This window comes from Pseudomonas sp. 44 R 15 (genome assembly GCF_900004965.1).
In the GTDB taxonomy this organism is placed as follows: domain Bacteria; phylum Pseudomonadota; class Gammaproteobacteria; order Pseudomonadales; family Pseudomonadaceae; genus Aquipseudomonas; species Aquipseudomonas orientalis_A.
Map to the genome: position 1 here is coordinate 4042 of NZ_CVTU01000086.1, position 24386 is coordinate 28427.

Sequence of the window (24386 nt, forward strand, 5' to 3'; positions counted from 1 at the left end):
GTCCTGCCGGGTTACCCACGGATTCAAGCCTGCGTTCGGCCAGCGTGGTTTAACGGGGCGCCTGAGATCAAGATCAAAAGCAGATCAAGATCAAAAGCGACTCGCTTCGCATCGTGGTTACTGTTGGGCGCTGCTGAGTTGTGTAGGTACCTATGGCCATCGGGGGCAAGCCCCCCTCCCACAATTGGATCTCATTGGCATGCTGCAATCGATCAAGCCCGCAACGACAGCGGCGGCACAAAACTCTCAAGCTCATCTTCCACTGCCTCGATGATGCGCTCGACATCGGCAGCGTTCATCACGGTGGCGCAGGGAATGCCGGCGATGGCGATCAGTGTCTCGCCGCTGGTCCGATCGAACAGGCGGGCCACCATGCTGCCGGGGGCGTCCATGCTCCCTTCGAAGCCCATCGGATGAAAATGCCAGCGCATCAACTGGCACGCATTGGGAAAGGTCACTTTGTTCATATTGCCCACCTTGTTCATTGAGCGCTTCCTTTAGCTCGCGGCAGGGGCCAGGACCGTCAATAGTCCTGGTGTCGAGCAGTAAAAATAGCATTCGTTCGCAAGGGGAACGCGACTTTTTCAAGTCCGTTCGGCGGTTCTTTGATCTGGATCATGTCCTGCCGGTCGCCAGGCTGTCGAGAGGCGCCACGGCATGGGCGACACGTCGTTGCAAATCAACTGAACGTCATGACTCATCCGCTAACTGAATCAGCTCTGGGGAAGCGGGAGGGCCTAGAGTGAGCAGGCGTTGCAGGTAATGTCCCAGGCGCGGTGGCACGATGAATTGTTCGGTGTGATTGATTTCCTCGACGCTCCACCAGCGCATCTCCTTGACCACGGCTTTCTCTTCGTCGGTCTGATGCTGTGTCGTGAAGTCGACGCGGGTAGCCCGATAGAGCAGAAAGGACTCATCCAGAAGAACCGGCGTGCCATTACGCATCAATGTATGTTTTCCCGTCCACACCAGGCGCCCTTGGGACAGTTCTTCGGGGCGGTATCCCGCTTCCTCGAACAGCTCACGTTGTGCGGCGTCTTGAAGGCTTTCGTCCGGCTTGATTCCGCCACCCAGGGTGCACCAGAAGGTCCGGTCAGGCAGGGTCACCTGCATCAGTAGAATTTGATCATGTGGATTGAGCAGAAGGGCCCGGACATTCTTTCGGCAGGGCAGATCACAGGGGGCCATGCAGGTGTTCCTTTTTGATCTCGGCGTTCAACCCTAATGGAGCGTTCGCTGATATACGAGGTATACCTGACATTGATTATCTTCAATCCCCGTCAAGTTGGCCCGTGTCCCGGCATCCGGGGGCAGACCAGTGCTACTTTAATCTGCAGGTAGTGGCTCATTAATATTGCTTATGCCACGGTGTCAATATATTGGATCCATTATTCAAGTACGGCGCTGAGTTAAAGCGCTTTAGTGCTATTTAATATTTAAATAACGCTGGGCTTAGATTAGGCGTGCAATCAGCAAGCGCGCCCAATAAATGCTGCGCGAGACTTCCTGATGTTGAACCTGCATCACTTTTTCATCAGTGAAATATGTGTAGACGAAAGATTTCAAGTTGTGTCAGTTTTCTTACGCCTTCAAAAGAGGTGAGTGATAGGACTATCCTCGCCCGCGAGGTTCCTATCGAACAAAGACTGATGCACTTGCAAACAAGGAAGTACGTTTATGTCAAAAGTAAAAGACAAGGCTATTGTATCTGCCGCGCAAGCCAGCACTGCTTACTCGCAAATCGATAGCTTCAGCCATTTGTATGACCGTGGCGGCAACCTCACGGTCAATGGCAAACCGTCCTACAGCGTGGACCAGGCAGCCACCCAGCTGCTGCGGGACGGCGCCGCGTACCGGGACTTTGATGGCAACGGCAAGATCGATCTGACCTACACCTTCCTCACCTCGGCTACCCAGAGCACCATGAACAAACATGGCATCTCGGGCTTCAGCCAATTCAACGCCCAGCAGAAAGTACAGGCCGCACTGGCCATGCAATCCTGGTCGGATGTGGCCAACGTGACCTTTACCGAAAAGGCCTCCGGCGGCGACGGGCACATGACCTTCGGCAACTACAGCGGTGGCCAGGACGGCGCGGCGGCGTTCGCTTACCTGCCCGGCACCGGCGCAGGCTACGACGGCACCTCGTGGTACCTGACCAACAACAGCTACACGCAGAACAAGGCGCCGGACCTGAACAACTATGGCCGGCAGACCCTGACCCACGAAATCGGTCACACCCTGGGCCTGGCTCACCCTGGCGACTACAACGCCGGGAACGGCAACCCAAGCTATAAAGACGCGACCTATGGACAGGACACGCGTGGCTATAGCCTCATGAGTTACTGGAGCGAGAGCAACACCAACCAGAACTTCAGCAAGGGCGGGGTCGAGGCTTATGCTTCCGGTCCGCTGATCGACGACATTGCCGCGATCCAGAAGCTCTACGGTGCCAACCTCAACACCCGCGCCGGTGACACCACCTACGGTTTCAACTCCAACACCGGGCGTGATTTCCTCAGCGCCACATCCAATGCCGACAAGCTGGTGTTCTCGGTATGGGACGGTGGCGGCAACGACACCCTGGACTTCTCCGGCTTTACTCAGAACCAGAAGATCAACCTCAATGCGACCTCGTTCTCCGACGTTGGCGGCCTGGTGGGCAACGTGTCCATTGCCAAGGGCGTCACCATCGAGAACGCGTTCGGCGGTGCGGGCAATGACCTGATCATTGGTAACCAGGCGGCCAACCTGATCAAGGGCGGGGCCGGCAACGACCTCATCTACGGCGGTGGCGGTGCGGACCAACTGTGGGGCGGCGCCGGCAGCGATACATTCGTGTACGGTGCCAGTTCCGACTCCAAGCCAGGGGCCGCAGACAAGATCTTTGACTTCACCTCGGGTTCGGACAAGATCGACCTGTCCGGTATCACCAAGGGTGCGGGCGTGACCTTCGTCAATGCGTTTACCGGGCATGCCGGCGACGCAGTTCTGTCCTACGCCTCAGGTACCAACCTGGGTACGTTGGCGGTGGACTTCTCCGGGCACGGCGTGGCGGATTTCCTCGTCACCACCGTTGGCCAGGCGGCTGCCAGCGACATCGTGGCGTGATGTAAAGCGCGGCGCGCAGGCGCCGCGTTCCAGGATGGAGCCAGACGATGCAGCGTTTTTCCAAGTGGTTGACCCTTTTGATCGTGTCGGCAGGAACCCATGCAATGGCGAGCAGTCTTGTTTTACCCAGCACCGCGCAATTGGCGGGGCATTGGCAGTTGCACCAGGGTGACCAGGTGTGCGCGCTGGACCTGCAAGAGCAGGCCAACCGCCTGGGCGGCGATGTAGCGTGCGTGGCGCAATGGCTGGGTGAGAAGCCCCTGACCTGGTCGCCCACCCCGGACGGTATCTGGCTGATGAATGCCGAAGGCAGCGGGATCACGCACTTGAACCGCCAGGCGGAAGGCGAGTATGAGGGGCGCACTAAATCCGGTGCGGTAGTTGCATTGCGACGCACGCCTTAGTTTCCAGTTATAAGCTTATAACTTCATTTGTTAGTTGGCCGCGCCTTAATCAGGGGTTGGGCAACTATTGCGCGTTATCCGGGTTCAGGGAAGATAAGAAAATATGGCCAAGCCCCAAGCTGTTGCGCCCTTGTTCAAGGCGCTGGGTGAATACAAGAGCATCTTGATCAGCATTGGCTGTTTTACCGCCTTGATTAACCTGTTGATGCTGGTGCCATCGATTTATATGCTGCAAGTGTACGACCGCGTGTTGTCCTCCCAGAATGAAACGACGCTGGTGATGTTGACGCTGATGGTCGTCGGGTTCTTTGCCTTTATTGGCCTGTTGGAAGTGATCCGCAGTTTTGTGGTGATCCGCATCGGCAGCCAATTGGAGCGACGTTTCAACTTGCGCGTCTACCAGGCCGCGTTCGAACGCAACCTGCAACGCGGGCAGGGGCATGCAGGGCAATCCCTGGGCGATCTGACCCACATTCGCCAGTTCATTACGGGGCCTGCGCTGTTCGCGTTTTTCGACGCGCCCTGGTTTCCCATCTACCTGTTCGTGATTTTCCTGTTCAACGTGTGGCTTGGCGTACTGGCCACGGCGGGCGCGGTGCTGCTGATCGGCCTGGCCTGCCTGAACGAGTACCTGACCAAAAAGCCGCTGGGTGACGCCAGCGGTTTTTCCCAGCAGTCGACGCAGTTGGCCACCAGCCATCTGCACAATGCCGAAACCATCCAGGCCATGGGCATGCTCGGTGCGCTGCGCCAGCGCTGGTTCGCGGTGCATTCGCAGTTCCTCGGCTTGCAGAACCAGGCCAGTGACACCGGCTCGGTGATCACCTCCCTGAGCAAATCCTTGCGGCTGTGCCTGCAGTCCCTGGTATTGGGGTTGGGCGCCTTTTTGGTGATCAAGGGCGATATGACCGCCGGGATGATGATCGCCGGCTCCATTTTGATGGGCCGGGTCCTCAGCCCCATCGACCAGTTGATCGCGGTATGGAAACAATGGAGCTCGGCCAAGCTGGCCTACCAGCGCCTCGACGAATTGCTGCGTGAGTTCCCTCCGGAAGGCGAGCAGATGGCCTTGCCTGCGCCCAAGGGCCAGGTCAGTTTCGAGCAGGTCAGCGCCGGCCCGCCCGGTCGACGCCTGGCGACCCTGCACCACGTCAGCTTCAACCTGGGCGCCGGCGAAGTGCTGGGCGTGCTGGGCGCTTCGGGCTCGGGCAAGTCCACCCTGGCCCGGGTGCTGGTGGGGGTATGGCCGACCCTGGCCGGCACCGTGCGCCTGGACGGCGCGGATATTCACCGCTGGGACCGCAATGACCTTGGCCCCCATATCGGCTACCTGCCCCAGGACATCGAACTGTTCAGCGGCAGCATCGCCGACAACATCGCGCGCTTTCGCGAAGCCGACCCGGAACAGGTAGTGAAGGCGGCGCAACAGGCCGGGGTGCATGAATTGATCCTGCGCCTGCCCCAGGGCTACGACACCGTACTGGGCGACAACGGCGGCGGCCTGTCCGGCGGGCAGAAGCAACGCGTGGCCCTGGCGCGCGCCTTGTACGGCGGGCCGCGCCTGATCGTGCTGGATGAGCCCAACTCCAACCTCGACACCGTCGGCGAAGCAGCACTGGCCAGCGCCATCATGCAGATGAAGGCCCAGGGCAGCAGCGTGGTGCTGGTGACGCACCGTTCCTCCGCCTTGGCCCAGGCCGACAAATTGCTGGTGCTCAGCGAAGGCCAGTTGCAGGCGTTCGGACCGAGCCAGGACGTGCTGCGCGCGTTGTCCGGCCAGCACGAGGCACCGAGGGAAAAAACCGGCGGTAGGAGCGAGCTGGCTCGCGAAAGTCGTCAACGATGACGCGCTCCGATTGGATACCCACAGTGCCTGTACGCTTTTCGCGAGCAAGCTCGCTCCTACACGTTTTGCGTCAAGCAGTAAGGATACGTGCATGATTTACGAACAACACGACGCGCGCTTCTTCGTGCGCATGGGCTGGCTGATGACCGTGGTCGGCGCCGGCGGGTTTTTCCTCTGGGCCAGCCTGGCGCCGCTGGATCAAGGCATTCCGGTGCAGGGCACGGTGGTGGTGTCGGGCAAGCGCAAGGCCGTGCAGACCCTCAGCCCCGGCGTGGTCAGCCGGATTCTGGTGCGCGAAGGCGAGGTGGTGAAACAAGGCCAGCCGCTGTTTCGCCTCGACCAGACCCAGCACCAGGCCGACGTGCAATCGCTGCAAGCCCAGTACCGTATGGCCTGGGCCAGCGCCGCACGCTGGCAGAGTGAACGTGACAATCTGCCCGGCGTCAGCTTCCCCGCGCAACTGAGCGACAACCCCGACCCGGCCCTGGCGCTGGTACTTGAAGGCCAGCGCCAACTGTTCAGCAGCCGCCGCGAAGCCTTTGCCCGTGAGCAGGCCGGCATTCGGGCGAGCATCGACGGCGCCACGTCGCAGTTGGGCGGCATGCGCCGTGCCCGCAGCGACCTGACCGCCCAGGCGCAATCCCTGCGTGACCAACTGAGCAACCTGCAACCGCTGGCCGACAACGGCTACATCCCGCGTAACCGCCTGATGGACTACCAGCGCCAGTTGTCCCAGGTGCAGCAGGACCTGGCGCAGAACGCCGGCGAGAGTGGCCGCATCGAGCAGGGTATTGTCGAGTCGCGCCTCAAATTGCAGCAGCACAGCGAGGAATACCAGAAGGAAGTGCGCAGCCAATTGGCCGACGCGCAGCTGCGCAGCCTGACCCTGGAGCAGCAGCTCACCTCCGCCGGGTTCGACCTGCAGCACAGCGAAATCAACGCGCCGGCCGATGGCATCGCGGTCAACCTCGGCGTACACACCGAGGGCGCCGTGGTGCGGGCGGGGGAAACGTTGCTGGAGATCGTGCCGCAAGGCACGCGCCTGGAGGTGGAAGGGCATTTGCCGGTGCACCTGGTGGACAAGGTCGGCACGCACTTGCCGGTGGACATCCTCTTCACCGCCTTCAACCAGAGCCGCACCCCGCGCGTGCCGGGGGAGGTGAGCCTGATTTCCGCCGACCAGATGCTCGATGAAAAGACCGGTGCGCCGTATTACGTGCTGCGCACCACCGTCAGCGAGGCGGCGCTGGAAACACTCCACGGCCTGGTGATCAAGCCGGGCATGCCCGCCGAGATGTTCGTGCGCACCGGCGAGCGCTCGTTGCTCAATTATCTGTTCAAGCCGCTGCTGGACCGCGCCGGCTCCGCGTTGACCGAGGAATGAACATGAAACCTGTGTTCTTCGCCTTGCTGTTCACTTGCGCCAGTGCCCACGCCGCCATGGGCCCGTTCGATGTGTACGAGCAGGCCCTGCGCAATGACCCGGTGTTCCTCGGCGCGATCAAGGAGCGCGACGCCGGCCTGGAAAACCGCACCATCGGCCGCGCCGGCTTGCTGCCGAGGCTGTCGTACAACTACAACAAGGGCCGCAACAATTCCGAAGCGCACCTGCCCGACGGCCGTGGCGGCAGCTATCGCGACGACCGCAACTACAACAGCTACGGTTCCACCTTCAGCCTGCAACAGCCGCTGTTCGACTACGAAGCCTACGCCAACTACCGCAAGGGCGTGGCCCAGGCGCTGTTCGCCGACGAGAGCTTTCGCGACAAGAGCCAGGCCCTGCTGGTGCGGGTGTTGAGCTATTACACCCAGGCGTTGTTCGCCCAGGACCAGATCGACATCGCCCGCGCCAAGAAGAAAGCGTTCGAGCAGCAGTTCCAGCAGAACGAACACTTGTTCAAGGCGGGCGAGGGCACGCGCACGGACATCCTGGAAGCTGAATCGCGCTATGAACTGGCCACCGCCGAAGAGATCCAGGCCCTGGATGAGCAGGATGCTTCCCTGCGCGAACTGGGCGCGCTGATCGGTGTGCAAAGCGTCAATATCGACGACCTCGCACCGCTGAACCAGAGCTTCGCCGCATTCAGCCTGAGCCCGGCCAACTACGCCACCTGGCACGAACTGGCATTGACCAACAACCCGGTGCTGGCCTCGCAGCGCCAGTCCCTGGAAGTGGCGCGCTATGAAGTGGAGCGCAACCGCGCCGGGCACTTGCCGAAAATTACCGCCTATGCCAGTTCGCGCAAGCAGGAATCGGACAGCGGCAACACCTACAACCAGCGCTACGACACCAACACCATCGGCGTCGAAGTCAGCCTGCCGCTGTATGCCGGCGGCGCTATTTCGGCCTCCACGCGCCAGGCCAGCCGCGCCATGGAGCAGGCCGAGTACGAACTGGAAGGCAAGACCCGCGAAACCCTGATCGAACTGCGCCGCCAGTTCAGTGCGTGCCTGTCGGGGGTGAGCAAGCTGCGCGCCTATCAGAAGGCCCTGGCCTCGGCCGAGGCACTGGTGGTGTCGACCAAGCAAAGCATCCTCGGCGGCGAGCGGGTCAACCTCGATGCGTTGAACGCCGAGCAACAGCTCTACAGCACCCGCCGCGACCTGGCCCAGGCGCGGTACGACTACCTGATGGCCTGGACCAAATTGCATTACTACGCGGGCAACCTGCGCGACACCGACCTGGCCAAGGTGGACGAAGCCTTCGGCCCGGAGCGAACGCGGTAGAGGCACGACATAACAATAAAACAGGAGTGTACGGATGATCACCGATTCACCACGGTTCAAACCCTTCACCGCAGGCTCATTGCTGCTGTTGTCCGTTGCGGCGCAGGCGCAATACACCGAGACCGGCCAAGCGGGTAACCCCGCCAGTTGGCGTTCCGCTGAATACCAGAGCGATTGGGGCCTGGGGCGCATGAAGGCCGATGAAGCCTATGCCGCCGGAATCAGCGGCAAGGGTGTGAAAATCGGCGCGCTGGATTCGGGGTTCGATGCCAATCACCCCGAGGCGTCCAAAGAGCGCTTCCACCCGGTCACCGCCAGCGGCACGTACGTCGATGGCAGTGCCTTCAGCACCACGGGCGCGCTCAACCTGAACAACGACTCCCACGGTACGCACGTCACCGGCACCATGGGCGCGGCGCGCGACGGCGTGGGCATGCATGGGGTGGCGTACAACGCACAGGTCTATGTCGGCAACACCAACGCCAACGACAGCTTCCTGTTCGGCCCGACCCCGGACCCCAAGTATTTCAAGACGGTGTACAGCGCCCTGGTGGATTCCGGCGTGCGCGCCATCAACAACAGTTGGGGCAGCCAACCCAAGGACGTCAGCTACCAGACCCTCGGTGACCTGCACGCGGCCTACGCCCAGCACTACAACCGCGGTACCTGGCTGGACGCGGCGGCGGATGTGGCCAAGGCCGGCGTGATCAACGTGTTCAGCGCCGGCAACAGCGGCTATGCGAATGCCAGCGTGCGCTCGGCGCTGCCGTACTTCCAGCCGGAACTGGAAGGTCACTGGCTGGCGGTGTCGGGGCTGGATAAGGCCAACAACCAGAAGTACAACAAGTGCGGCATCGCCAAATACTGGTGCATCTCTACTCCGGGTGCGCTGATCAACAGCACCATCCCGGACGGTGGTTATGGGGTGAAATCCGGCACCTCGATGTCCGCGCCCCATGCCACCGGCGCCTTGGCGCTGGTGATGGAGCGCTATCCCTACATGACCAACGAACAGGCGCTGCAGGTACTGTTGACCACCGCCACGCAACTGGACGGCTCAATCACCCAGGCCCCCAACGCTATCGTCGGCTGGGGCGTGCCGGATCTGGGCCGGGCGATGCACGGGCCGGGGCAGTTGCTCGGCGCGATGAACGTGAACCTCGCGGCCGGGCAGGGCGATGTGTGGAGTAACAGCATCTCCGACCAGGCCTTGCTCCAGCGCCAGGCCGAAGACCGCGCCGAGCACAGCGCCTGGCAGCAAACCCTGCTCGACAAGGGCTGGCAGAACGGCCTGAGCGCCAGCGCCAGCCAGCAGGACCAGACCGACTACGCCGTGGGCAGCGCGCGTGATCAGGCAGCGGCGAACCGCGTGTACCAAGGCAGCCTGATCAAATCCGGCGCGGGCAGCCTGGTACTCAGCGGCGACAGCACCTATCGCGGTCCAACCCTGGTCAACGGCGGCCTGCTGGCGGTGAACGGCGCGTTGACCTCGGCCGTAACGGTCAATGACAGCGGCACCCTCGGCGGCTCCGGGCGGATCGGTGCGCTGTCGGTCAACAGCGGCGGGCGCGTGGCGCCGGGTAACTCGGTGGGCACCTTGCAGGTGGCCGGGGATGTGAACCTGGGCGCAGGCTCCACCTATGCAGTTGAACTCACCCCCACCCGTAGCGACCGCATCGTCGCCGGCGGCAAGGCCGTGCTGGGGGGCGGTACGGTCACCCTGGCCCTGGAAAACAGCCCGACATTATTAAGCCAGAGCCAGGCCCAGAGCCTGATCGGCCGGCAATACTCGATTCTCGAGGCGGCCGGCGGTATCCAGGGCCAGTTCGGCCAGGTGCTGCCGAACTATCTGTTCCTCGGCGGCACGCTGGATTACGCCGCCAACGGCGTGCAACTGGCGGTGGGGCGCAATGACGCCAGCTTCGCCAGCGTCGCCGCCACCCGCAACCAGCGCGCCGTCGCCACGGCCGCCGAGCAGTTGGGGGCCGGCAACCCGGTGTACGAAAGCCTGCTGCAGTCGGACTCCATAGCCACGGCGCAACAGGGCTTGCAGCAACTGTCCGGTGAAATCTACCCGGCCGTGGGCGCGATGTTGATCAACGATAGCCGCCAACTGCGCGACGCGGTGGGCGAGCGCCTGCGCCATGTGCCGGTGGCCGGTGAACGCAACCTGTGGTTCAAGGCCCTGGGCGCCTGGGGCAAGTCCGACACGCGCGGTGAAACGGCGGGTTCCACCACCTCCCTCGGCGGCTTGCTGGCGGGTGTCGACGGCGCACTGGACGAACAGACCCGCGTCGGTGTGGTCGCCGGCTACAGCGACAGCTCATTGAACATGGGCGGCGGCACCCATTCCTCGGCGTCCATCGACAGCTACCACTTCGGCGCCTATGCCGGGCGTGAGCTGGGCGACTGGCGCCTGAGTGTCGGCGGCGCCTACAGCTGGCATCGCGGCGATGTGAAGCGTGACCTGCAATACGGCGAGGTCAGCGGCAAGCAAAAGACCAAGCTGGAGGCGCGCACCGCCCAGCTGTTCACCGAAGCGGCGTACCGCATTCACCTGCAACCGCTGGCACTGGAACCCTTCGCCAACCTGGCCTACGTGCACCTGGACAGTGACGCGTTCCACGAAAAAGGCGCGGCCGCGGCCCTGGAGCGCGGCGATGACCGACGTGATGCGGTGCTCGGCACCCTTGGCGTGCGCGCACTGAAAACCCTGGCGTTGAACGACCACCAGCAACTGGAACTGTCCGGCTCGCTGGGCTGGCAACACAGCCTGACGGCGGTGGAGTCCGAGGAACACCTGGCGTTTGTCGCCGGCGGGCCGTCCTTTGCCGTGCGCAGCGCACCGTTGCTGCGCGACGCGGCGTTAGTAGGACTGCAGGCGAGCCTGGCGCTGAGCCCGTCGACACGGGTCAACCTGGATTACAACGGCCAATTGGGCGGGCGCGAGAAAACCCAGGGCGTGGGGCTGAGCCTGAACTGGCAGTTCTAAAGGAACGCCACAGAACAAATGTGGGAGGGGGCTTGCCCCCGATGAGGGTGGGTCAGCCGGTACATCCGGCGACTGACACTCCGCTATCGGGGGCAAGCCCCCTCCCACAGGGAAAGTGATTCACCTACTGGCAATAAGAAAACTAAGGAAGGTCACCGTGAAAAAACGCAAGTCAGGGTTCACCATTGCCCTCCACACAGGGCCGGGCTATCCGCTCAAGGCGTTGAGCCGCGTGCCATACGGCGCGTTGCTGTGCTGCCTGGCCAGCGGCCTAGCAAGCATGCAAACCGCCCAGGCCGCACCCTATGTGGAAACCGGCAAGCCTGGCGATGCCGCCAGTTGGCGCAGCAACGAGTTCAAGGCCGACTGGGGCCTGGGCGCCGTGCACGCCGACACCGCGTATGCCGCCGGCTACACCGGCAAGGGCGTCAAGCTGGGCATTTTCGATCAGCCGGTGTACGCCCAGCATCCGGAGTTCGCCAGCCCGGGCAAAGTGGTGACGATCGTCACCGAGGGCATCCGCCAGTACACCGACCCGTACATCCCGGTGAAGGCCGGTGATGCGTTTCGCTATGACGGCACGCCGTCCCTGGGCTCCAACGGCAAGCTGGGCAACCACGGCACCCATGTCGGCGGCATTGCGGCGGGTAACCGCGACGGCGGGCCGATGCATGGCGTGGCGTTCAACGCGCAAATCATCAGCGCCGAAAACGGCGACCCCGGCCCGGAAGACGGGATCATCCTGGGCAACGATGGCGCGGTGTACAAAGCCGGTTGGGACGCGCTGGTCGCCAGCGGCGCGCGCATTATCAACAACAGCTGGGGCATCGGCATCGGCGATCAGTACGCCAAGGGCGGGCGCGATCCGGCGTTCCCCAACTTCACGGTCAATGAAGCCCAGGCGCAGTTCAACAACATCCGGCCGATCCTCGGCACGATTGCCGGTGGTGCCTATCAAGGTGCGATCGACGCGGCCCGCAGCGGTGTACTGACCATCTTTGCCGCCGGTAACGACTACAACCGCAACAACCCGGATGCGATCTCGGGCCTGGCGTATTTCGTGCCGCAGATTGCGCCGAACTGGCTATCGGTGGCGGCCCTGCAGCAGAACCCGGACACCACGAGCGCCAACCCCTACGTGATCAGCACCTTCTCCTCGCGCTGTGGCTATGCGGCGAGTTTCTGCGTAGCGGCGCCGGGTACGAAGATTTTCAGTTCGATCATCAACGGCACCAACCTGGACAACCTCACCAACGACTACGCCAACTTCAACGGCACCTCCATGGCCGCGCCCCATGTGGCCGGCAGTGCGGCGGTGCTGATGGAGCGCTTCCCGTACATGAGTGGCGACCAGATCTCCACGCTGCTCAAGACCACCGCCACCGACCTTGGCGCGCCGGGCATCGACTCGCTGTATGGCTGGGGCATGATCAACCTGGGTAAGGCGATCAACGGCCCGGGGATGTTCGTTACCGCCGAGGATATTCCGGCCGAGTTCCGCATTGACGGCGCCTATGGCAGTGGCCAGTTCGTCGCGGACCTGCCGGGCATTGGCGCGGTGGTGGATGCCGGCAAACCGACCCAGCGCGTGTGCACCGACATCCATTGCGGGCTGGACGTGTGGAGCAATGACATCGCCGGGCATGGCGGCCTGACCAAGCAGGGCGTTGGCACCCTGGTGCTGACCGGCGCCAACACCTACAGCGGCCCGACCCTGGTCAACCAGGGCTTGCTGGCGATCAACGGCTCGCTCACCTCCGACGTGACCGTCAGCCAGAGCGGCGTGGTCGGTGGCTCGGGGCGTATCGGCTCGCTGACCGCCACAAGCGGCGGCACCGTGGCGCCGGGCAACTCCATCGGCACGCTGAACGTAGCGGGCAATGTTACCTTCGATGCAGGCTCGACTTATGCGGTGGAATTGTCGCCCACCCGCAGCGACCGCATCGTCGCCGGCGGCACCGCCACGCTCAATGGCGGTACCGTGACCCTGGCCCTGGAAAACAGCCCGACCTTGCTCAGCGCGACCCAGGCGCAAAGCCTGATCGGTCGCCAGTACAACATCCTGCAAGCGGCGGGCGGTCTCACCGGCCGCTTCGGTGCGGTACTGCCGGACTACCTGTTCATCGGCGGCACGTTGAACTATGCGGCGGGCGGTGTGCAGCTGGATGTGGCTCGCACCAACAGCTTCGCCAGCGTGGCCGCGACGCCGAACCAGCGCGCCGTCGCCGCAGCCGCCGAGCAATTGGGCGCGGGCAACGGCGTGTATGAAAGCCTGCTGCTGGCCCCGACGGCGGCCTCGGCACAGGGCGCGTTCCAGCAACTGAGTGGCGAAGTCTATCCAGCCCTGGAGACTGCATTGGTCAATGACAGCCGCTACGTGCGCGAAGCGGTCGGCGAGCGCCTGCGCAACGGTGAAATGGGCGCGACCAGCCAGGCCATCGACAGCCGTGGCAATGTGTGGGTAAAAGCGCTGGGGGCCTGGGGCAAGACCGACAGCCGCAGCGACACGGCCGGCTACACCACGTCCATCGGCGGCATGCTGGCCGGCGTGGACGGTGCCCTCGACGACGCAACGCGCATCGGCCTGGTGGCCGGCTACAGCGATACGTCGCTGAACATGGGCAGCGACACCCATAGTCGTGCCTCGGTCGACAGCTACCACTTCGGCGCCTATGCCGGGCATGAAATCGGCGCCTGGCGCCTGAGTGGCGGCGCAACCTACAGCTGGCACCGCGCCGATGTGAAGCGTGATCTGCAATACGGCGACGTCAGCGGCAAGCAGAAAGCCAAGGTCGATGCCCACAGCACCCAGGTGTTCACCGAGGCGGCGTACCGCATCAACCTGCAACCCCTGGCGCTTGAGCCATTCGCCAACCTGGCCTACGTGCACCTGGACACCGACAGCTTCAAAGAGAAGGGCGATGCCGCTGCGCTGAAAAGTGGCGACGACAGCCGCGACCTGGTGCTGAGCACCCTGGGTGTGCGTGCCTTGAAAACCTTCAACGTCAATGATCATCAGCAACTGGAAGTGTCCGGCACCCTGGGCTGGCAGCACAACCTGAGCAGCACGGACGCCGAGCAGCACCTGGCGTTTGCCTCCGGCGGCCCTTCGTTCGCGGTGGAAAGCGCGCCGATGGTGCGCGATGCCGCCCTGGTCGGGGCACGGGTGAGCCTGGCGTTGAGCAAGGATGCGCGGGTGAACTTCGACTACAACGGTTTGCTGGCCAGCAAGGAGAAAGTGCATGGCGTCGGTTTGAGCCTGGACTGGGCGTTCTGACGCGTTAAAAACCACTGTAGGAGCGAGCTTGCTCGCGAAAAACTCAAGTGCGGCGCGGTTGTTCAGGTAGAGCGCGTCATCGTTGACGATCTTCGCGAGCAAGCTCGCTCCTACAGGTGGTAATGGACAAAAGGTGTTTTCGCTTTCTCGACAAATCCAACAACAGAGAGGCAGTGCCATGGGTATCTTTGACTATAAAAACCTCGGGACCGAGGGCTCCAAGACGTTGTTCGCCGATGCGATGGCGATCACGCTGTATGCTTATCACAACCTGGATAATGGCTACGCCGTGGGGTATCAGCACAACGGCCTGGGCCTGGGTTTACCGGCCACGCTGGTGCAGGCCCTGCTGGGCAGTACCGACTCCCAAGGGGTCATTCCCGGCATTCCGTGGAACCCGGACTCGGAAAAAGCCGCCCTCGACGCGGTGCAGCAAGCCGGTTGGACGCCGATCAGCGCCAGCAGCCTCGGCTACACCGGCAAGGTCGACGCCCGGGGGACGTTTTTCGGCGAAAAGCCCGGCTACACCACGGCCCAGGTCGAAGTGCTGGGCAAGTACGATGACGCAGGCAAGTTGCTGGAAATCGGTATCGGTTTTCGCGGCACGTCCGGGCCGCGGGAAAACCTGATCAGCGATTCAATCGGCGATGTCATCAGCGACCTGCTCGCCGCGTTCGGGCCCAAGGACTACGCGAAAAACTACGTCGGCGAAGCCTTCGGCGGCTTGCTCAAGAACGTTGCCGAATTTGCCGGTGCCCATGGCCTCAACGGCCAGGACGTACTGGTCAGCGGTCACAGCCTAGGTGGGCTGGCGGTCAACAGCATGGCCGACTTGAGCGACAGCAAATGGTCGGGCTTCTACAAGGACGCCAACTATGTGGCCTATGCCTCGCCGACCCAGAGTGGCGGTGACAAGGTGCTGAACGTGGGCTACGAAAATGACCCGGTGTTCCGTGCGCTGGATGGCGCATCGTTCAACCTGTCGTCCCTGGGCGTGCACGACAAACCCCATGAGTCCACCACCGACAATATCGTCAGCTTCAACGACCACTACGCGTCATCGCTGTGGAACGTGCTGCCGTTTTCCATCCTCAACCTGCCGACCTGGGTGTCACACTTGCCCACCGGCTACGGCGATGGCATGACGCGCATTCTCGACTCCGGCTTCTATGAGCAGATGACCCGCGACTCCACAGTGATCGTCGCCAATCTGTCCGACCCCGCGCGGGCCACCACCTGGGTGCAAGACCTCAACCGTAATGCCGAGGCGCACAAGGGCGATACGTTCATCATCGGCAGTCACGGCGACGACCTGATCCAGGGCGGCAAGGGCGCGGACTTTATCGAGGGCGGCAAAGGCAATGACACGATCCGCGACAGCAGCGGGCATAACACCTTCCTGTTCAGCGGGCACTTTGGCAATGATCGCGTGGTGGGCTACCAGGCGACGGACAAGCTGGTCTTCACGGACGTGCAGGGCAGCGCGGATTATCGCGATCATGCCAAGCTGGTCGGCGGGGATACCGTGATCAGCTTCGGTGCCGACTCGGTGACGCTGGTGGGGGTGAGCAGTGTGTCGGGGGAGGGGATTATGATCGGCTGACTATTGGAACGCGGTTAAAACTGTGGGAGGGGCGGTGCGACGATTCGACTTGCCCCCGATAGCGGTGGGTCAGCTACCTATAAGCAGGCTGATACACCGCTATCGGGGGCAAGCCCCCTCCCACATTTGATATAGGCCAGCCTGAAATTATTGTTCCTTGCGCACCGTCGCCACATCATCGGCCTTGATACGAATACGCTTGCCGGCGATGTCGGTGAATTCGTAGAAGCCGTCGGCGGTCTTGGCGTTGGGTGTGTCCTTGGTCAGATACTGTGTGCCGTTTTGCAACGTGACCACCGTTTGCGTGGAGCAACCGGCCAATACCAGAAAAGTGAGTGCAACCAGCGGAAGACCCAAATTCTTCATGTTCATTACCCTTACCTTTAACCCTGAAAAGTCCCGCAGCGTCTGGCTGCGAGGCATAAATGTTACGCGATCAGCTCCCTCATCTGATCGCTTTTTTTCAAAAAGTTGCAGGCGCCATTTATCTATTACTGATTGCAACAAACCGTTTGCAGCGTCACTCTGTATGCATAACCAGTAGTTGACCGCGTTGTGCCATGAGCCACCCCCTCGAAGACCCCTTGTATTACCTGCACAACTTCCGCCAAGTGCTGATGTGGTTGGAGCAGCGCTATGCCGATCTGCTCGACCCTGACGAATTGCAGTTCATTCAGCAATTCGACAGGTTGCCCCAGGCGTCACAAGCGTTATTGGTGCGCATGGTCATGCGCAAGGGCGTGCATTTTCGTGGGGCAAAGCTCAACTACCTGGAAATCGGCTGTCCGCACGCGGCCATGCAACCACTGCTGGCGTCCGGTTGGGTCGAGGACCAATGCCCGTTGGGCTTTGAAAAGCTGTTCGGCGTGCTGCAAAAAGGCGAGCTGCTCGCGGCGTTCAAGCCCTGGATCGAGCACCCCAGGGGCCGCAAAACCGACTGGCTGGCGCCATTGGCGGCGCAGTTCAATGAAAGCCGCAGCTTCGCCCTTTGGTGCCCCGACCTGCAAGACGTGCTCTACAGCCTGACGGTGATGCCGTTGTGCGACCGCTTGCGCCTGATGTTTTTCGGCAACCTGTATCAGGACTGGTCGGAGTTCGTGCTGGCGGACCTGGGGATCTACACCTACGAGAAGGTCGCGTTCTGCGCCGAGTCCCGAGGGTTGCGCAGCCGCGCCGACGTCGAGGGCTTCTTGTTCCTGCACCAGTGCCAGCAGGCTTTCGAGGCGGGCCAGGCGCTGGAAACGGTGTTGGCGCACATCGCCACGCTGCACACCGACAACCCCTGGCTGGAAAAACGCCGCGCCAAACTGCTGTTCCAGATCGGCCAATACTGCGAGCGCAGCGCTGAGTTGAGCGTGGCCGAGCAGATCTATCGTGGCTGCGCCTATCCCGGCGCGCGTGCGCGGCTGATCCGCGTGCTGGAGCGCCAGGAGGCCTATGCACAGGCCCTGGCATTGGCCGTGGCGGCGCAACAGGCACCGCAAAGCGCCGCCGAGCAGCAACACCTTCTGCGCGTAGTGCCGCGTCTGCGGCGCAAGCTGGGTGAGCCCAAAGTGCCCAAGGCCAAGCCGCGAGCCGTCACGCGCCTGGACCTGGCACTGACGCCGCCGCAACCGCTGATGTCGGTGGAATATTGTGTGCAGGTCCACCTGAGCGAGCCCGACGCGCCGGTGCATTACGTGGAAAACGGCCTGATCAATTCGCTGTTCGGCCTGCTGTGCTGGGACGTGATCTTCGCGCCGCTGCCGGGCGCGTTTTTCCACCCGTTCCAGCGCGGGCCTGCCGACTTGCACAGTGAGGACTTTCATCAGCGCCGAACCGAGTTATTCAGCACGTGCTTTGAGCAACTGCGGGACGAGCGCTACAAGACCACCATTCGCCAGCGTTACGTGGACAAATGGGGCATTCAATCGCCCTTTGTGTTCTGGAACCTGCTCAGCGAAGAGCTGCTGGAGCAGGCCCTGACGTGCCTGCCGGCCGAACACTTGCGCTACTGGTTCGAGCGGCTGCTGCTGGATATCCGCGCCAACCGCACCGGGATGCCCGACCTGATCCAGTTCTGGCCGGCGCAGAAGACCTACCGCATGATCGAGGTCAAGGGCCCTGGCGACCGCCTGCAGGACAACCAACTGCGCTGGCTGGAGTTCTGCGGCGAGTACCAGATGCCGGTCACGGTCTGCTATGTGCGCTGGGCAGAGCCCGCTTGAGCTACAGCGTCGCGGTGCGCGCGTTGTGCGAATTTACCGCCAAGGTCGGTGACCTGGACCTGCGCTTTACTCCGTCGCCCAGTGCCCAGGAAGGCATCGTCGGCCATCGCACGGTGGCGTCGCGGCGCAGCGCGCATTACCAGAACGAAGTCGCGCTCGAGGGCGAGTACGAGCAACTCAAGGTGCGGGGCAGGGCGGACGGCTACGACCCGGACAGCAACCGCCTCGAAGAGGTAAAAACCTATCGCGGCGACCTTAAGGCCCAGCCGGCCAACCATCGGCAATTGCATTGGGCCCAGGTCAAGGTCTATGGCTGGCTGATGTGCCAGAAACTGGGGCTCGATGAGATCGAGCTGGCGCTGGTGTATTTCGATATCGTCGGCGAGGGCGAGACCCTGCTCAAGCAGTGCTTTGCCGCGCCGGACCTGGAGCGCTTCTTCAAGCAGCAATGCGCGCTGTTTCTCGACTGGGCCCACCAGCAGATGCAACACCGTGAGGCGCGCAACCGTGACGCGCAAGGCTTGGCGTTTCCCCATGCCGAGTTTCGCAGCGGTCAGCGTTCGCTGGCCGAATCGGTGTACAAGGCGGTGAGCACCGGCCGTTGCCTGATGGCCCAGGCGCCGACCGGCATCGGCAAGACCGTCGGCACGCTGTTTCCGATGCTCAAGGCCCTGGCGCCGCAGCAGTTGGACAAGGTGTTTTTCCTCACCGCCAAGACCCCGGGCCGCAAGCTGGCGCTGGATGCCGCCCAGGTCCTTTACGACAGCAGCCCCGAGCTGTCCCTGCAGGTGCTGGAACTGGTGGCCCGGGACAAGGCCTGCGAGCACCTGGACAAAGCCTGCCACGGCGACTCGTGCCCGCTGGCCAGGGGCTTTTACGATCGCTTGCCCGCCGCCCGCCAGGCGGCAGCCAGGGTGCGGCTGCTCGATCAGCGTCACCTGCGGGAGGTGGCCCTGGCCCACGACGTCTGCCCGTATTACCTGAGCCAGGAAATGGCGCGCTGGACCGACGTGGTGGTTGCCGACTACAACTACTATTTCGACTTCGGCGCCATGCTCTTCGGGCTTGCGCAGCTCAATCAGTGGCGCGTCGCGGTGCTGGTCGACGAGGCGCATAATCTGGTCGAGCGCGCGCGTTCGATGTACAGCGCCAGCCTCGACCAGTACAGCCTCAAGACGCTGCGCGACAGCGCCCCCGAGCCGCTGAAAAAGCCCTTGCAGCGCCTGAACCGTGAGTGGAATGCGCTGCACAAGGACCAACTGGCGCCGTATCAGGCATACGCGGCCAAACCCGACAAGCTGCTCCAGGCCCTGAGCCAGTGTGCCAGCGCCATGGGCGACTATTTCAACGACCACCCCGAAGCCCTCAGTGGCGACTTGCAGGCCTTTTACTTTGAGGCGCTGCAATTTAACAAGGTGGCCGAGCTGTTCAATGAACACTTCATCTTCGATATCAGCAAACGCCAGTTCAGCGCCAAGCGCAGCAGCTCGACCCTGTGCCTGCGCAACGTGGTGCCGGCCGAGTTCATTCGCCCCAGGTTGACAGCCGCGCGCAGCAGCGTGCTGTTCTCCGCGACCCTCAGCCCGCGCCACTACTACGCCGACTTGCTCGGGTTGCCGCCGGACACCGCCTGGGTTGACGTCGAATCGCCGTTCAAGGCCGAGCAACTGCAGGTGAGCATCGTCGACCGCATCTCCACGCGGTTCGTGCACCGCCAGGCGTCGCTGGAACCCATCGTGGAACTGATCGCCCGGCAGTTCGCCACGCAGCCGGGCAACTACCTGGCGTTTTTCTCCAGCTTCGATTACCTGCAACAAGTCGCGCAGCTGCTGGCCGAGCGGCACCCGCAGATTGCGCTGTGGCTGCAGTCGCGAGGCATGGCCGAAGCTGAACGCCAGGCCTTTCTGGACCAGTTCACCCCGCACAGCCAGGGCGTGGGGTTTGCGGTACTGGGTGGCGCCTTTGGCGAAGGCATCGACTTGCCCGGTGCACGCCTGATCGGCGCGTTCATCGCCACCCTGGGCCTGCCGCAGCTCAATCCGGTGAATGAACAGATGAAAGCGCGCATGGGCGCGATCTTCGGCGCGGGCTATGACTACACCTATTTGTATCCCGGTATCCAGAAAGTGGTGCAGGCAGCGGGGAGGGTGATCCGCAGTCAACATGATCGGGGTGTGGTGATGTTGATCGATGATCGCTTTGGTGAGGCGCGGGTGAGGCAGTTGATGCCCAAATGGTGGTCGCCAACGACCTGAGGGACTCACCGCCATTCAAATGTGGGAGGGCTTGCCCTGATACCCGCTGTAGGAGCGAGCTTGCTCGCGAAAAACTCACAGGCACCGCGTTCATTCAGGAAGCACGCGTTATCGTTGACGTTTTTCGCGAGCAAGCTCGCTCCTACAGACGGCGGTACTGGGTTGAGTGTCAGACCACTTCCAGGTAGGAGCTTTGTATCGCCCGCGCCAGTTCGCGCACGGTGTCGATGAAGTCGGTCAGCCGGGTGTGCAGCCCGTCTTCCAGAATCTCATCGATCCCGGTGTACCGCAGGCGCGCCTCGAATTCGGCGGCCAGGCGCTGCGCCGTGCGGCCGTAACTGCCGGGCAGGTCGGCGAGGATGTGGCTCAGTTCCTCGATGCACGCATGCAGTGAACGCGGCACGTCGCTGCGCAACAGCAGCAGCTCGGACACCGAGCGGGCGTTCAAGGCATTCGGGTACAGCTCGGTATAGGCTTCGAACGAGGACAGCGCGCGCAACAGGGCGCTCCACTGGTAATAGCCGCGTGCCGACACGTCGCTGACTTCTTCGGACTCTTCACCAAACATCTCATAGCGCGCATCCAGCAGGCGCAGGGTGTTGTCCGCACGTTCGACGAAGGTGCCCAGGCGAATGAATCGATAGGCGTCATTGCGCATGATGGTGCCGGAGGTTGCGCCGCGAAACAGGTGCGAGCGTTGCTTGACCCAGTCACAGAAATGGCTGATGCCATGCCGCGCCAGGCCGCCGGCGGCGATGCTGCGCATTTCCAGCCAGGTGGCGTTGAGGTTTTCCCACATGTCGGCGGTGATGCGTCCGCGCACGGCATGGGCATTGCCCCTGGCAGCGCGCAGGCAGTTGTAGATACTGGCCGGGTTTTCTTCATCCAGGGCGAAAAAGTGCAGCATGCGCCCGGCGTCCAGTTGCTGATGGCGCTCAAGGTAACTGTCCAACGTGCCGCTGCTGAGCAGCGACATCGCCAGTTCATCGAGCCCATCGCTGCGCCCGGCCTGGGGCATCAACGACAGCGAATAACTGACTTCCAGCATGCGCGCCAGGTTCTCGGCGCGCTCAAGATAGCGGGACATCCAATACAGATCTGCGGCGGTTCTACTCAACATACTCAGCCCTCCACCACCCAGGTGTCCTTGGTTCCGCCGCCTTGCGACGAGTTGACGATCAGCGAGCCTTCCTTGAGCGCTACACGGGTCAGGCCGCCGGGCACCAGGCGGGTTTCCTTGCCCGAGAGCACGAACGGGCGCAGGTCGATATGCCGCGGCGCGATGCCGTTTTCGACGAAGGTCGGGCAGGTGGACAGGCTCAGGGTCGGTTGCGCGATATAGGCATGGGGACGCGCCTTGATGCGCTGGCGAAAGTCCTCGATCTCGGCAGCGCTGGACGCCGGGCCCACCAGCATGCCGTAGCCGCCCGAGCCCTGGGTTTCCTTGACCACCAGTTGCGCAAGGTTGGCCAGCACATGGGACAGTTCATCCGGCTTGCGGCACTGGAAGGTCGGGACGTTCTGCAGGATGGGTTCTTCATCCAGGTAAAAACGGATCATGGCCGGCACATAGGGGTAGATCGACTTGTCGTCGGCCACGCCGGTGCCGATGGCGTTGGCCAGTACCACGTTGCCCGCGCAATAGGCGGCCACCAGGCCGGGCACGCCGAGCATCGAGTCGGGGTTGAACGCCTGCGGGTCGAGGAAGGCGTCATCGATGCGCCGGTAGATCACATCAACCGCCTTGGGGCCGTCGGTGGTGCGCATGAATACCTTGAGTTCGTGCACGAACAGGTCGGCGCCTTCCACCAGCTCCACGCCCATTTCCCGAGCCAGGAAGGCATGCTCGAAGAAGGCGCTGTTGAAGCGCCCTGGGGTGAGGACCACCACGTTGGGGTTGTCCAGGCGGCTGGCGCTTTTCAGGGTCTTGAGCAGCAGGTTGGGGTAGTGGTCCACCGGCGCGATGCGCTGCCTGGCGAACACTTCCGGGAACAGGCGCATCATCATCTTGCGGTCTTCGAGCATGTAGCTGACGCCGCTGGGGGTGCGCAGGTTGTCTTCGAGTACGTAGTAGGTGCCGTCGCCGTCGCGCACCAGGTCGACGCCGGAGATGTGCGAGTAAATGTCGCGGTGCAGGTCCAGCCCGACCATCGACTTCTGATAGCCCTCATTGCCCAGCACCTGGTCTGCCGGGATGATGCCGGCCTTGATGATGCGCTGGTCGTGGTATATATCGGCGAGAAACATGTTCAACGCGGTGACCCGCTGGATACAGCCGCGCTCGATCACGCTCCATTCGCTGGCGGGAATGCTGCGCGGGATGATGTCGAAGGGGATCAGGCGCTCGGTGTCTTGCTCGTCGCCGTACAGGGTGAAGGTGATCCCGGCGCGGTGGAACAGCAAATCCGCTTCACGGCGACGCTGGGCCAGCAGTTCCGGCGGCGTATTGGCCAGCCAGCGGGAGAAATCCTGATAATGCGCACGGCAGGCGCCGTCTGCATCATTCATTTCATCGAAGAAAGATCGAGCCATTCCAGTACCTTGTCAGTGCCCAGCCTTGCTTGGTTGGCAGCTTGCTTGGGTGGCACTGCCGCTAAAAACGCTTTTCTTATGAGCCTGTGGCTAAGGGTGCCAACAGGCTTGGTCCTTACTTTCTTATGGAGTCGGCTCTGGGTCGGGGGGTAACGAATGCTCCTGTTTACCGGCGGATGAATGGATTAAGCAAGGCTTGTGCCGGAAACGGCAGTCACTACCGGTAAATCCTCTGTAGGAGCGAGCTTGCTCGCGAAGAACGCACGGGTAATGGGTTCAAGCAGACTGGCGCGTCATTGTTGACGATCTTCGCGAGCAAGCTCGCTCCTACGGGGGGCGGGGGGTGCTCTGATTTGGTGCGCGACGAACTTGAACTTCACCCAGGTCCGCTTCTTCTAATGAGCCTTGAAACCGGATGGAGCCGCATCGTGCCCAGAATCATTTCGCCCAACACCCCGGAAGCGGCGTTGACCGACCACAGCGAGCACAACGCCAAGATCTTCGGTTCGCCCAAGGATCGCCTCGACTTCTATCGTCGCGAGATCCAGTACGAAACCAGCATCCTGGCCAACCGCACCGACGCCTACCTCACCGCCCAGTCATTCCTGGTGATTGCCTTCGTCTCCGGCATGGGCAATCTGAACCCGGAGTGGGGCAAGTTGTTCACCCTGGTGGTGCCGGCGATTCTCGCCGCCCTGGGCATTCTCAGCTCACTCAACGCCTGGCCCGGCATCCGCGCCGCGTACGAGATCATCGATCACTGGCACTACAAGCAAAGCGAGTTGCTGCGCAGTGAGCCGGTGATGGGCCTGGCCTATGACGAGTCGCCGCTGTTTTCCGAAATGGAGTCCACCCACAAGGGCTATCGCAAGTCCCTGCTGTTCTCCATGCGCGCGCCGTGGTTGTTCATGGGGTTCTGGCTGGTGTTGGGCATTTATGCCTTTTACATCCAGGTCGACAACCCATTGCGCTGAGCAATCGGACGGAACTTCACCCGTTAACCCAGCGCCTTAGCTTTACGGGGTACAGATTCCCCGCAAGCCTGCAATGAGGTGCGCCATGACCACAGATCACGATCCCCAGACCACTGACCGCAACGACCCGGCGATCGACGCCGGCAAGCCGGCCCCCGGCACCGCCGCCGATGCACCCAAGGACCCGACCCCGGCCAGCGACCCGGATGCCCAGGAAAACGACTACAGTCCGGACTTCAAGCCTGATCCTGAGCAAAAGTCTGAAACCGATGCCGATATCGATACCCAGGGCGGTTAGAGGAGACAGTCATGTCAAAAGAACTGGACGAAGAACTCAACGATCCGGGCAATGAAGACCCGGGCTCATTGATGGACGATGCCGAGGTGCCGCTCAACGATCTGGATGAAGCGGCGGACGTCGGCAATACCGAAGATCAGCACTGATCCGGCGGCGCGCC

18 protein-coding genes are annotated in these 24386 nt (G+C 62.5%); 13 read left to right on the forward strand and 5 right to left on the reverse strand.

Features of this window, described 5'->3' with window-relative positions; translation table 11 throughout:
* Nucleotides 1-212 precede the first annotated feature (212 nt).
* Nucleotides 213-485 carry a DUF1652 domain-containing protein gene (locus BFP93_RS11060; RefSeq protein WP_065888111.1) on the reverse strand — a complete coding sequence of 91 codons (273 nt, stop codon included), beginning with the start codon at nucleotides 483-485 and terminating at the stop codon, nucleotides 213-215.
* Nucleotides 486-690: 205 nt separating this feature from the next.
* Entirely contained in the window at nucleotides 691-1188 is a 498-nt protein-coding gene (locus BFP93_RS11065; RefSeq protein WP_065893105.1) for an NUDIX hydrolase, read from the reverse strand.
* A gap of 489 nt (nucleotides 1189-1677) precedes the next feature.
* Between BFP93_RS11065 and BFP93_RS11070 the strand changes: the two genes are divergently transcribed.
* The 8 genes from BFP93_RS11070 (at nucleotide 1678) to BFP93_RS11105 (ending at nucleotide 15960) form a co-directional block, all read left to right on the forward strand.
* Nucleotides 1678-3111, forward strand: coding sequence for a serralysin family metalloprotease (locus BFP93_RS11070; RefSeq protein ID WP_065893106.1), 1434 nt, complete (start codon nucleotides 1678-1680; stop codon nucleotides 3109-3111).
* Nucleotides 3112-3158: 47 nt separating this feature from the next.
* Nucleotides 3159-3515 (forward strand): protease inhibitor Inh/omp19 family protein, encoded by a 357-nt coding sequence (locus tag BFP93_RS11075; RefSeq protein ID WP_065893107.1) that lies wholly within the window; start codon nucleotides 3159-3161, stop codon nucleotides 3513-3515.
* Nucleotides 3516-3618: 103 nt separating this feature from the next.
* Nucleotides 3619-5361: a type I secretion system permease/ATPase gene (locus BFP93_RS11080; protein WP_065888115.1), complete on the forward strand. Its 1743-nt coding sequence runs from the start codon at nucleotides 3619-3621 to the stop codon at nucleotides 5359-5361.
* A gap of 91 nt (nucleotides 5362-5452) precedes the next feature.
* Nucleotides 5453-6745: an HlyD family type I secretion periplasmic adaptor subunit gene (locus BFP93_RS11085; protein WP_065893108.1), complete on the forward strand. Its 1293-nt coding sequence runs from the start codon at nucleotides 5453-5455 to the stop codon at nucleotides 6743-6745.
* A 2-nt stretch (nucleotides 6746-6747) separates the two neighbouring features.
* On the forward strand, nucleotides 6748-8088 hold the full coding sequence (locus BFP93_RS11090) for a TolC family outer membrane protein (RefSeq protein ID WP_065893109.1): 1341 nt from the start codon (nucleotides 6748-6750) through the stop codon (nucleotides 8086-8088).
* A gap of 34 nt (nucleotides 8089-8122) precedes the next feature.
* Complete coding sequence (locus tag BFP93_RS11095; protein ID WP_065893110.1) at nucleotides 8123-11080, forward strand: autotransporter serine peptidase EprS; 2958 nt, start codon at nucleotides 8123-8125, stop codon at nucleotides 11078-11080.
* A 157-nt stretch (nucleotides 11081-11237) separates the two neighbouring features.
* Nucleotides 11238-14357, forward strand: coding sequence for an autotransporter domain-containing protein (locus tag BFP93_RS11100; protein WP_065893111.1), 3120 nt, complete (start codon nucleotides 11238-11240; stop codon nucleotides 14355-14357).
* 178 nt (nucleotides 14358-14535) lie between these two features.
* Complete coding sequence (locus BFP93_RS11105; RefSeq protein WP_065893112.1) at nucleotides 14536-15960, forward strand: polyurethane esterase; 1425 nt, start codon at nucleotides 14536-14538, stop codon at nucleotides 15958-15960.
* A 147-nt stretch (nucleotides 15961-16107) separates the two neighbouring features.
* Here BFP93_RS11105 and BFP93_RS11110 read toward each other — a convergent pair whose 3' ends face one another.
* The gene (locus tag BFP93_RS11110; RefSeq protein WP_057722473.1) at nucleotides 16108-16332 is read right to left on the reverse strand and encodes a YgdI/YgdR family lipoprotein; all 225 of its coding nucleotides are present in this window, start codon (nucleotides 16330-16332) and stop codon (nucleotides 16108-16110) included.
* 188 nt (nucleotides 16333-16520) lie between these two features.
* Between BFP93_RS11110 and BFP93_RS11115 the strand changes: the two genes are divergently transcribed.
* Nucleotides 16521-18167: a VRR-NUC domain-containing protein gene (locus BFP93_RS11115; protein ID WP_065893113.1), complete on the forward strand. Its 1647-nt coding sequence runs from the start codon at nucleotides 16521-16523 to the stop codon at nucleotides 18165-18167.
* A complete protein-coding gene (locus BFP93_RS11120) occupies nucleotides 18164-20422 on the forward strand; it encodes an ATP-dependent DNA helicase (protein WP_065893114.1) in 2259 nt (752 codons plus the stop codon). The genes BFP93_RS11115 and BFP93_RS11120 overlap by 4 nt, the downstream gene beginning before the upstream one ends.
* Nucleotides 20423-20591: 169 nt before the next feature.
* Here the strand turns inward: BFP93_RS11120 and BFP93_RS11125 are convergent, their stop codons facing one another.
* Together BFP93_RS11125 and BFP93_RS11130 are read right to left on the reverse strand one after the other, a co-directional pair.
* The gene (locus BFP93_RS11125; RefSeq protein WP_065893115.1) at nucleotides 20592-21542 is read right to left on the reverse strand and encodes an alpha-E domain-containing protein; all 951 of its coding nucleotides are present in this window, start codon (nucleotides 21540-21542) and stop codon (nucleotides 20592-20594) included.
* A gap of 2 nt (nucleotides 21543-21544) precedes the next feature.
* Nucleotides 21545-22954: a circularly permuted type 2 ATP-grasp protein gene (locus tag BFP93_RS11130; RefSeq protein WP_065893116.1), complete on the reverse strand. Its 1410-nt coding sequence runs from the start codon at nucleotides 22952-22954 to the stop codon at nucleotides 21545-21547.
* Nucleotides 22955-23382: 428 nt separating this feature from the next.
* On the opposite strand from BFP93_RS11130, the gene BFP93_RS11135 reads away from it, so the two are divergent.
* The 3 genes from BFP93_RS11135 (at nucleotide 23383) to BFP93_RS29220 (ending at nucleotide 24372) form a co-directional block, all read left to right on the forward strand.
* The gene (locus BFP93_RS11135; protein WP_065893129.1) at nucleotides 23383-23928 is read left to right on the forward strand and encodes a hypothetical protein; all 546 of its coding nucleotides are present in this window, start codon (nucleotides 23383-23385) and stop codon (nucleotides 23926-23928) included.
* An 85-nt stretch (nucleotides 23929-24013) separates the two neighbouring features.
* Nucleotides 24014-24226 carry a hypothetical protein gene (locus tag BFP93_RS11140; protein WP_065893117.1) on the forward strand — a complete coding sequence of 71 codons (213 nt, stop codon included), beginning with the start codon at nucleotides 24014-24016 and terminating at the stop codon, nucleotides 24224-24226.
* A gap of 11 nt (nucleotides 24227-24237) precedes the next feature.
* Nucleotides 24238-24372: a hypothetical protein gene (locus tag BFP93_RS29220; protein WP_256095198.1), complete on the forward strand. Its 135-nt coding sequence runs from the start codon at nucleotides 24238-24240 to the stop codon at nucleotides 24370-24372.
* Nucleotides 24373-24386: the final 14 nt, after the last annotated feature.